This is a genomic window from Nonomuraea sp. NPDC050786 (assembly GCF_040654115.1).
Taxonomy (GTDB): domain Bacteria; phylum Actinomycetota; class Actinomycetes; order Streptosporangiales; family Streptosporangiaceae; genus Nonomuraea.
The window spans coordinates 164165-172193 of record NZ_JBFAHJ010000028.1 but is presented as its reverse complement, the minus strand read 5'-3'; the positions used below and the strand labels follow the sequence as shown (position 1 = coordinate 172193).

Genomic DNA, 8029 nt, shown 5'->3' with positions numbered 1-8029 from the left:
GCGCTGTTGCCCGCATCGAGCGACCGCGCTCGTACAGGCGATCCTTGTGCTGCAGTTCGTGGAAGAAGGCCGCTACTCAGGATGAAAAATGCTCACTGAATCGTCGCGGTGGGGTCCGGCTCTCAGGCGAGAGCGGGCAGGTCGGTGAGGCGCTGCCAGGCCAGGGCGAATGCTTGGGCCCGGGGCCAGGTGCGGTCGATGCGCAGGTGGCGGCGGGCGTGGGTGGTCAGGCGGGCGGGCAGGTGGTAGAGCCGGTAGCGCATGGTGTCGGGTTCGGCGCGGACCCGGTCTTCGACCACGGCGTGGGCGCGGGCCGGGGCGTCCAGCCATTGCGGGTGGTGGGAGCCGGCGATGTCCCACATACGGCCGATGTTGGTGGCGATGATCGAGTGACTTCGGGCCGGTCCGCAGTTCGAGCGCGGTGAGGTTCTTGCGGTGCCAGGCCGAGGGGCGGACCCGGCGCACCAGTCGCATCCCCGCGGGCCAGCCGTGGCGCTGGTTGAGGCCGGTGAGTTCGGCCACGTGGTAGCCGGGCTGCAGGTCGCCGTTTTGGGTGATGGACTCTTGCCAGGTGCTGGCGGGCAGCCGGGCGATGGCCTGTTCGTCGAGGTCGGTGATCATCCAGCCGACCAGGTAGCGCCCGTGCGGCGGGCGGTGTTCAGCCCTTCCAGGTGGAGGCAGCAGGACCGCGCCGGCGTGACCGACCAGCCCTTTTCCGTCGGCGGTGACAGACAACCGGCGGTCCCACCCGATACGCTCACTCACCGGAAAGGTGCACCTGCTTCTGCAGCGAATATGGCTTCGACGCCCGAATCCTTGCAGTTCAGGGGCACCTTTTTCATGTTCTAGAGCACAGCTACCGCCCCGGCTGAATAGCTGAGGTCAGCGACAGCGGCTGGATCTGCCCCTCGTGGAAGGCCGGCCGCGAGCACGCCAGAAAGGCGCCCACCTACGCCTACGTCTTCACCGACCCGTCCGCGCCCACCCCCAGCGGACAGCCCCTTCCCGCCCACGTCCGCCCCGCCACCGCGCACGGAGCCGAGACCTTCTACCTGTTCGACTTCCCCGACGCTCCGAAACTCACCGCCGACCAGCGGCGCCTGGCCGACCAGCTCGTCGGCTACTGGACGCCGTTCGTGCGCACCGGCGACCCCAACGGGGCGGGCGACCCGGCCTGGCCCCGGCTCAACGCCGCCGACAGTGCGCTCAACCTCGCTCCGGATGCGGTACGCCCAGTCAACATGAAAGTCGCCCACCACTGCGGCCTCTGGTCCTGACGGCGCAGTTGTGCCCAGAAAACCCTGAAGGGCCCGCTTGATCCTTATAAGTAGAGTTTGCGTGGCATTGCTATAGAACGGGAGCCCCGCATGCGGCACATCAGCACGTCAATCGAGATCCACGCGACACCTGACCAGGTCTGGGACGTGCTCGTCGACTTCGCCGGATACAAGACGTGGAACCCCTTCATCCAGGAGGGCTCAGGACAGGCCACGGTGGGCAGCACCCTGACCCTGCGCATGCATCCGGAGGACGGGAAGCCGATGACGTTCCGTCCCAAGGTGCTGGCGGCCGAGGCAGGCAGCCGGCTCCGCTGGATCGGGCATTTCATCGTGCCCGGCCTCTTCGACGGCACCCATGAGTTCGTCCTGACCGCGACGAACGGCGGAACGCGCCTGGTCCAGAGTGAGACCTTCAAAGGCATCCTCGTGCCCTTCCTCGGCAAGATGATCGCCGGCACCGAGCGGAACTTCGCGCGTCTGAACGAGGCGTTGAAGAGGCACGTGGAATCGTCCCGGGTCTGACGAGGGCCTGGCCCCTCGCCGGTCCGGGCTCGTCCGCCCTGCTCTGGGGAATGGCGGCGGCGGATCAGTTGGGCGGGTCGAAGCGGCCGTCCACGGCGGTCCAGCCGCCGTCCACGTACAGGACGGAGCCGGTCACGAAGCTCGCCGCGTCACCCGCCAGGTAGACCACCGCCCCGGCCATCTCCTCCGCCGTTGCCCACCGGCCGAGCGCGCTCTTGGCGGCGTACGCGTCGTACCAGCCGGGGTTCTCCTTGATCTGCCTGGTCAGCGGCGTCTCCACGACGCCGGGCGCGATGGCGTTGACCCGCACCCCGTGCGGGCCGAACTCGGCAGCGGCCGTGCGCAGCAGCTGCACGAGGCCCGCCTTGGTGGCCGAGTAGACGCTTTGACCGGGCTCGGTCACGGACGCGCGGATCGACGCGAACCCGATGATCGAGCCGCGCCCCCGCTCGACCATGCCCGCCCCGAACGCCCGTACCACGTCGAAGGAGGCCCGCAGGTTCAGGCCCACCACCCGGTCGAACTCCTCGCCGGAGTAGTCGAGCAGCCGCTTGCGGACGTTCGTGGCGGCCGTGAAAACCAGCACGTCGGCGGGCTCCTCCTCGGCCGCCCTGCGCACCTCCGCGGCGTCCAGCACGTCGAGCAGCCGGGCGGCCCCGCCGCACGCGGCCGCGGTCGCCTCGGCCGAGGGCAGGTCGCGGTCGGCGCACACCACCGAGGCCCCGTGGGCGGCCAGCGCCAGCGCCGCCTCCCTGCCGATCCCGCTGCCTGCCCCGATCACCACGGCCTTCCGCCCGTCCAGGCGGAACAGTGCGTCATATCCCATGGAGGAACCCTAGCGACTGGTCCGACCAGTGCACCAGGTTAGGTCAGCGGCTCTCCCAGTCGGCGCGCGTCAGCTCGTACTCCACCTCGCCCTCCTCGGCGCCCGGCAGGGGGTCGTCCCACTCCGGGTGGAACGTCCGGGTGTGCCGCAGCCCGCACTTCTCCATGACCCGCCGGGACCGTACGTTCACGGCCATCGTCTGGGCGTACACGCGGCGCGCGCCGCGCTCGCGGAACGCCTTGTCGATCAGCGCGAGCGAGCCCTCGGTCGCGTACCCCTTGCCCCAGGCGGACTTGTGCAGCCGGTAGCCCAGCTCCGGCTCGTCGTCCGGCTCTTCCTTGCGCGGCCGCAGGTGGAACCAGCCGAGGAACGCTCCCGACGGCTTCTCGACGACGGCGAAGAAGTCGTGCGTGATGAACCAGGGCAGCGTCTCCTCGACGATCTCCTCGCGCGGCGTGGGCCTGCCGCCGTTGATGAACTCCATGACCTCGGGGTCGTTGTCGAGCGCGAAGAGGTCGTCGGCGTCCGACTCGGTGAAGCGGCGCAGGATCAGCCGCTCGGTCTCCAGGAAGATGTCCACCCTCGAAACGCTAGACATCCCGTGGCGGCGGCTCGACAGGTTTTTCCGGCAGTACGGAATTTCGTTCTCTGTTACTCTAGCGCCGTGGAACAGAATTCCGTGACCGCCACCGTGCGGGCCAGGCTCTCGGCGTTGCACGACGCCGAGGCGCGGGTCGCGCGGGTGGTGCTCGACCAGGGCGTCCGGCTCGTCCATCTGAGCGTGAGCGACGTGGCGGCGCTCGCGGGCACGTCGGCGTCCACCGTGGTGCGCTCGTGCCGGCGGCTCGGGTTCGGCGGTTACCAGGAGCTCAAGATCGCCGCCGCCCGCGAGGCCCCCGTCGGCGCCGAGCCCCCGGACGACCTCGACCCGCTGGCCGCGACCGTCCGCGCGGCGCGGGAGGCGCTCGGCGGGCTGAGCGCCACGCTGTCACGCGCCGATCTGAGGGCCGCGGCCGAAGCGCTCAGCGGGGCCTCCCGGGTGCTGCTCGCCGCCACCGGCCTGTCCGGGGCGACCGCCACCGACGCCGCCTACCGGCTACGGGCCCTCGGCCTGCCCGTGGACCTGCCGCCCGACCCGCTCACCGCGCACCTGGCCGCCGAGCTGCTGCCGGACCAGGCCGTCTGCCTGGCGATCAGCCACAGCGGCGCCACCCGCTCCACCGTCGAGACCGCCCGGCGGGCCCGCGCCGCCGGGGCGCGGGTCGTGGCCGTCACCAGCTACGCCAGCTCGCCGCTGACCGAGGAGAGCACGTGGGTGCTGGTCGGCGGCGGGCAGGACCTCGTCTTCGGGATGGAGGCGGTCGCCAGCCGCCTCGCCCACCTCACGATCGTCGACACGCTCTCCATGATCGTGCTCGCGCTGCGCGGCGGCGCGGCCGACCGGGCGGTCTCGGCCTCAGCCGAAGTCACGGCGAGCCACAGCTACTGAAGGGGCGGCATTGATCAGCCAGAGTTTCACCATCGCGGGCGAGCTGCGGGTCCAGCGGCTCGGGTACGGGACCGGCATGCTCACCGGGCCCGGCTACTGGGGGCCGCGCCTCGAGCCCGATGAGGCCGTGGCCGTGCTGCGCCGCGCCGTAGAGCGCGGGGTGACGCTCATCGACACGGCCGACAACTACGGGCCGGACATCGCCGAGGAGCTGGTGGCGCGGGCGCTGCACCCGTACCCGGACGACCTGGTGGTGGCGACCAAGGGCGGCGTCGTGCGTACCGGGCCCGACGTCTGGCACGTCGATGGTCGGCCCGAGCGGCTGCGGGCCATGTGCGAGGCCAGCCTGCGCCGGCTCAAGGCGGAGACCATCCACCTCTACCAGCTCCACCGCATCGACCCCGCCGTGCCGCTGGCCGACCAGCTCGGCACGCTGGCCGAGCTGCGCCAGGAGGGCAAGATCCGGCACATCGGCCTCGACACGGTCACCCTGGAGGAGCTGGAGCGGGCGCTGGAGATCACGGAGATCGCCTCGGTGCAGAACCGCTTCAACCTGCTGGATCGCGAGTCCGCGCCGGTGCTGCGGGCGTGCGAGGAGCGAGGGCTGGCGTTCCTGCCGTGGTTCCCGTTGGGCAACGGGGCGCTGGCCCGTGCCGACCTGCCGGAGGTGGCGCGGCGGCACGGGGCCACCGCCGGTCAGGTGGCGCTGGCGTGGCTGCTGCACCATTCGCCGGTCATCCTGCCCACGCCGGGCACGGGCGCGCTCGCCCACCTGGAGGAGAACCTGGACGCGGCCGCCATCGACCTCACCCCGGACGACCTGGCCGCTCTGGACCGGCCGTAGCGCGGACGGCTGCGACCGGCCGAGGCTACCGGCGGAGGCGGGGATCGATGTGGATCTTCGGGGCGGTGCCCCATTCCGGGCGCCGTTTCCCGGCCAGGACCATGGCCGCCTCGTCCAGCGAGACGGTGGCCGCGACCAAAGGCCGGGGATCGACCTGGCCGGACGCGTACAGCTCGGTGGTCCCCGCGAGGCCGCCGGACGCGCTGAGGACCCCGACCGCCGTGACGTCCTTGAGCACGAGTCGCCGCGTGTCGGCCGGGCTGGGGTCCGCCGACAGCCCGATGAAGACCACGTGCCGTCCCGGCTCGACGAGCTCCACGGCGAGCGCGGGCGAGCCGGGGCCGTTCGACGCGTCGATCACCGCGTCGAACGGTCCCGGGGGAGGGGCCGTCCAGGTGTGGGGGAAGCCCAGCGAACGGGCGAAGTCCAGCGAGTGCTCCGTGAGGCCCAGGAGGTGGACCTCCACGCCCTGCGCCGCCGCGATCAGGGCCGCCAGCAGGCCGATCGTGCCAGGGCCGATGACCAGCAGGCGTTCGCCGGGCTCCAGTGCGCCGGCGCGTACGGCCCGCAGCGCGTTCCCGCCCGGCTCCACCAGCGCGCCCAGCGTGGGATCCACCGTGTCGGGCAAGGGCTGGAGCGCCCAGGCCGGCACCGGGAGGCGTTCGGCCAGCGCGCCGGGGCGGCCATGGCGGATGCCGATCTCGTACCGGTCGGCGCACAGATGCTGCCTGCCCGCCCCGCAGCGCGCGCACCGCCCGCACCCGAGCATCGTGTCGCCGGTGACGCGGCGGCCCAGCCAGGCGGGATCCACGCCGTCGCCGACCTCGCGCACGATCCCCGCCCATTCGTGGCCGATCCGTACGGGATAGCGCGCCTCGCCCGTGTGCAGGTACGTCATCGCGCCCGAGTAGAACTCCATGTCCGTGCCGCACACCCCGGCCCGCTCGACCTCGACCACCACCTCGCCCTCGAGCGGTGCGGGAGGCTCGACCTCCTGGACCTCCGCGCGTCCCGGACCTGTGATGACGAAGGCACGCATGGCGGCAACGCTAGGGCATATGGGAAAGGCATGTCTTTCCCGGGCGGCCTGCCTGGTGCAAGGTGGGAAGGAACCTCAACGTTGCCGCAGTCCAACCGAGAGGAACCCATCATGCACGCGAGCGTCGGTGACACCCTGATCGTCCATGGTCACGTCGTCGGCCAGGGGGACAGGAAGGGCCAGATCATCGAGGTCCGGGGCGATAACGGGGCGCCGCCGTTCTTCGTCCGGTTCGACGACGGGCACGAGGAGCTCGTCTATCCGGGACCCGACGCGGTGGTGCAGCCGGCCGGGCCCTGAAAGTCGAGCGACCTGAGCGCCCCGGCCGCGCCGGCGGCCGAGCCGGTGGCGATCTCGTTGCCGTTCGCGTCGCGGGCGGTGGCGGTGATCCGGTCCCAGGGATCGAGGGCCAGGGTGATCGTGTGGCCGGCGCGCAGGAGCTCGTCGGGGTCCGCGCGGCGTCGCGGGGCCGGCCTGTCGAGCAGCCGGCGGGCGGCGACCAGGGCGGCGACCGGGGTGCGATGGCGGGACAGCAGCACGGGCATCTCGTCGTACGGCTGGGCGACCTGCCGTACGAGCTCCCCGAGCTTGCCGCGCGCCGTCGACAGCGACACCACGGGCAGGCCGCTCAGCATCCCCGGCACCTCCGACAGCGGGACCAGCGCGGCCCACTCCCAGCGCTCGCGGGTGATGAGGGTGGTGTGTCCGCTCCTGGCGCCGCGCACGAGGGCGCCCCATTGGGCGCGGGCGTCCTCGACACCGAGCGGGGCGCCGTAGCGGGACTCCAGCTCGTCGTACGGGGGGCGGTCGGGGTGGATCATCCGAAGATCGTAAGGCGTCTTACAAAAATTCCGCAAGCCGCCTTACGATTTGGCCGCGGGACGGTCGTCAGCACGCGCTCGGGAGCCGGGTGCGCAGGGCCGCGGTGAACCAGTCGAGGGCGGGGGACAGGCTCTCGGGCGCGGGCCAGCCGTTGACCACCGCCAGGAGCTCGAGGTAGCGCTCCCTGCGCGGGTCGTTCGCGCTCTCCAGCCGGGTCAGCAGCCGTCGCCGGTGCTCGGGGGAGTCGGGCAGGCCGCGGTCGCGGGCGTACCGGGTCGCGACCGCCGCCACCACCCGATCGGCCTCGGGCGAGGCCGGGTCGATGCCCGCCGCCAGGGCGGGACGGGCGTGGTCGCGGGCCAGCGCGGCGGCGTCAGGCCGTGGCGGGGCTGCGGGGTGTCCAGCGGTGGGGTGTCCAGCGGTGGGGTGTCCAGCGGTGGGGTGCCCGGCGATGGGGTGTCCGGTGGCGTGGTGTTCGGTGGCGTGGTGTTCGGCCGTGCGGCGGAGGCGGGCGCGGAAGGCCGGGTCCTGCGCCAGCTCCGCCAGCTCCACCCACGCCTCCAGCTGCTCCGGTGAAGGGTCGTCGGGCAGCTCGGGCGTCATCGAGCGCATGATCCCGGCGAACCCCGGGACGGAGTCCAGGCCGTCGAAGGCGGCGTCCAGGAAGTCGGCGACGAGGCGGCGGCGCTCGTCCGCGGAGAGCCGGGCCAGTCTGTGCATGAGATCCATCTCCTCAGGGCTGGAGCCGCGCCTGGCCACCGCCGCGAGCACCGCGCGCCGCAGGCCGAGCGTGCGGATCTGTACGGCCAGCGCCTCGGCGTGGGCCGCGGCGACCTCGGGGAGCGAGGCCTCCCGCTCCACGACCCGCCGGATCGTGGGCAGGTCGATCCCGAGGTCGCGCAGTGTCCGTACGAGCTCCAGGCGTGCGACGGCGTCGGCGTCGTAGCGGCGGTAGCCGGCGGGGCTGCGGTCGGCAGGCGGCACGATCCCCTGATCGGAGTAGAACCGGATGGTCTTGACGGTCAGCCCGGTACGCCGGGCCAGCTCGCCGATCGAGTAGTGCGCCATGCCCTCACCTTCCTGCCTCCCCTAAGTGGAGAGTCCACCGCATCCGGATAAGTCCTGAAAATTGGGGTCCCATGTCGAGGCAGGTTTGACTACCAGTGAGGGAATGTGGTCGCATCGTGACCTATGTTTCTGATGGGGT

At 72.0% G+C, this 8029-nt stretch carries 12 protein-coding genes and 1 pseudogene; 7 read left to right on the top strand and 6 right to left on the bottom strand.

Features of this window, described 5'->3' with window-relative positions; genetic code table 11:
* A pseudogene (locus AB0H84_RS39115) lies at window positions 1–85 on the top strand (IS5/IS1182 family transposase); the annotation flags it as partial.
* A 37-nt stretch (window positions 86–122) separates the two neighbouring features.
* Here AB0H84_RS39115 and AB0H84_RS39110 read toward each other — a convergent pair.
* Window positions 123–362 (bottom strand): hypothetical protein, encoded by a 240-nt coding sequence (locus AB0H84_RS39110; protein WP_357616299.1) that lies wholly within the window; start codon window positions 360–362, stop codon window positions 123–125.
* Between the two features lie 127 nt (window positions 363–489).
* Here AB0H84_RS39110 and AB0H84_RS39105 point away from each other — a divergent pair, with 127 nt between their 5' ends.
* The 3 genes from AB0H84_RS39105 to AB0H84_RS39095 all read left to right on the top strand — a co-directional run bounded on the left by AB0H84_RS39105 (window position 490) and on the right by AB0H84_RS39095 (window position 1802).
* Window positions 490–849 (top strand): hypothetical protein, encoded by a 360-nt coding sequence (locus AB0H84_RS39105; protein ID WP_357616296.1) that lies wholly within the window; start codon window positions 490–492, stop codon window positions 847–849.
* A 23-nt stretch (window positions 850–872) separates the two neighbouring features.
* Entirely contained in the window at window positions 873–1277 is a 405-nt protein-coding gene (locus AB0H84_RS39100) for a carboxylesterase family protein (RefSeq protein WP_357616291.1), read from the top strand.
* 90 nt (window positions 1278–1367) lie between these two features.
* A complete protein-coding gene (locus AB0H84_RS39095) occupies window positions 1368–1802 on the top strand; it encodes an SRPBCC domain-containing protein (RefSeq protein WP_357616276.1) in 435 nt (144 codons plus the stop codon).
* 64 nt (window positions 1803–1866) lie between these two features.
* Here the strand turns inward: AB0H84_RS39095 and AB0H84_RS39090 are convergent, their stop codons facing one another.
* Together AB0H84_RS39090 and AB0H84_RS39085 are read right to left on the bottom strand one after the other, a co-directional pair.
* The gene (locus AB0H84_RS39090) at window positions 1867–2628 is read right to left on the bottom strand and encodes an SDR family oxidoreductase (RefSeq protein WP_357616273.1); all 762 of its coding nucleotides are present in this window, start codon (window positions 2626–2628) and stop codon (window positions 1867–1869) included.
* Window positions 2629–2671: 43 nt separating this feature from the next.
* Window positions 2672–3208 carry a GNAT family N-acetyltransferase gene (locus tag AB0H84_RS39085; protein WP_357616270.1) on the bottom strand — a complete coding sequence of 179 codons (537 nt, stop codon included), beginning with the start codon at window positions 3206–3208 and terminating at the stop codon, window positions 2672–2674.
* An 84-nt stretch (window positions 3209–3292) separates the two neighbouring features.
* Between AB0H84_RS39085 and AB0H84_RS39080 the strand changes: the two genes are divergently transcribed.
* Window positions 3293–4117 (top strand): MurR/RpiR family transcriptional regulator, encoded by an 825-nt coding sequence (locus tag AB0H84_RS39080; protein ID WP_357616267.1) that lies wholly within the window; start codon window positions 3293–3295, stop codon window positions 4115–4117.
* A 10-nt stretch (window positions 4118–4127) separates the two neighbouring features.
* Window positions 4128–4961 (top strand): aldo/keto reductase, encoded by an 834-nt coding sequence (locus tag AB0H84_RS39075; RefSeq protein ID WP_357616264.1) that lies wholly within the window; start codon window positions 4128–4130, stop codon window positions 4959–4961.
* Window positions 4962–4986: 25 nt separating this feature from the next.
* On the opposite strand, the gene AB0H84_RS39070 is transcribed toward AB0H84_RS39075, so the two are convergent.
* Window positions 4987–6000, bottom strand: a complete 1014-nt coding sequence (locus tag AB0H84_RS39070; protein ID WP_357616261.1) for an alcohol dehydrogenase catalytic domain-containing protein — start codon at window positions 5998–6000, stop codon at window positions 4987–4989.
* A gap of 111 nt (window positions 6001–6111) precedes the next feature.
* Here AB0H84_RS39070 and AB0H84_RS39065 point away from each other — a divergent pair, with 111 nt between their 5' ends.
* Window positions 6112–6300, top strand: coding sequence for a DUF1918 domain-containing protein (locus AB0H84_RS39065; RefSeq protein ID WP_357616258.1), 189 nt, complete (start codon window positions 6112–6114; stop codon window positions 6298–6300).
* Here AB0H84_RS39065 and AB0H84_RS39060 read toward each other — a convergent pair.
* Both AB0H84_RS39060 and AB0H84_RS39055 read right to left on the bottom strand, forming a co-directional pair.
* Complete coding sequence (locus AB0H84_RS39060; RefSeq protein ID WP_357616255.1) at window positions 6258–6821, bottom strand: type II toxin-antitoxin system prevent-host-death family antitoxin; 564 nt, start codon at window positions 6819–6821, stop codon at window positions 6258–6260. The two genes, AB0H84_RS39065 and AB0H84_RS39060, sit on opposite strands and share 43 nt — an antisense overlap.
* Before the next feature lie 67 nt (window positions 6822–6888).
* Entirely contained in the window at window positions 6889–7890 is a 1002-nt protein-coding gene (locus AB0H84_RS39055; protein ID WP_357616252.1) for a MerR family transcriptional regulator, read from the bottom strand.
* Window positions 7891–8029 lie beyond the last annotated feature (139 nt).

Bases quoted from the DNA above. Each gene is read 5' to 3' on its own strand.
- AB0H84_RS39095 (WP_357616276.1), top strand. From the start codon at position 1,368: ATGCGGCACATCAGCACGTCAATCGAGATCCACGCGACACCTGACCAG.
- AB0H84_RS39060 (WP_357616255.1), bottom strand. From the start codon at position 6,821: ATGATCCACCCCGACCGCCCCCCGTACGACGAGCTGGAGTCCCGCTAC.
- AB0H84_RS39090 (WP_357616273.1), bottom strand. From the start codon at position 2,628: ATGGGATATGACGCACTGTTCCGCCTGGACGGGCGGAAGGCCGTGGTG.
- AB0H84_RS39065 (WP_357616258.1), top strand. From the start codon at position 6,112: ATGCACGCGAGCGTCGGTGACACCCTGATCGTCCATGGTCACGTCGTC.
- AB0H84_RS39110 (WP_357616299.1), bottom strand. From the start codon at position 362: ATGTGGGACATCGCCGGCTCCCACCACCCGCAATGGCTGGACGCCCCG.
- AB0H84_RS39070 (WP_357616261.1), bottom strand. From the start codon at position 6,000: ATGCGTGCCTTCGTCATCACAGGTCCGGGACGCGCGGAGGTCCAGGAG.
- AB0H84_RS39055 (WP_357616252.1), bottom strand. From the start codon at position 7,890: ATGGCGCACTACTCGATCGGCGAGCTGGCCCGGCGTACCGGGCTGACC.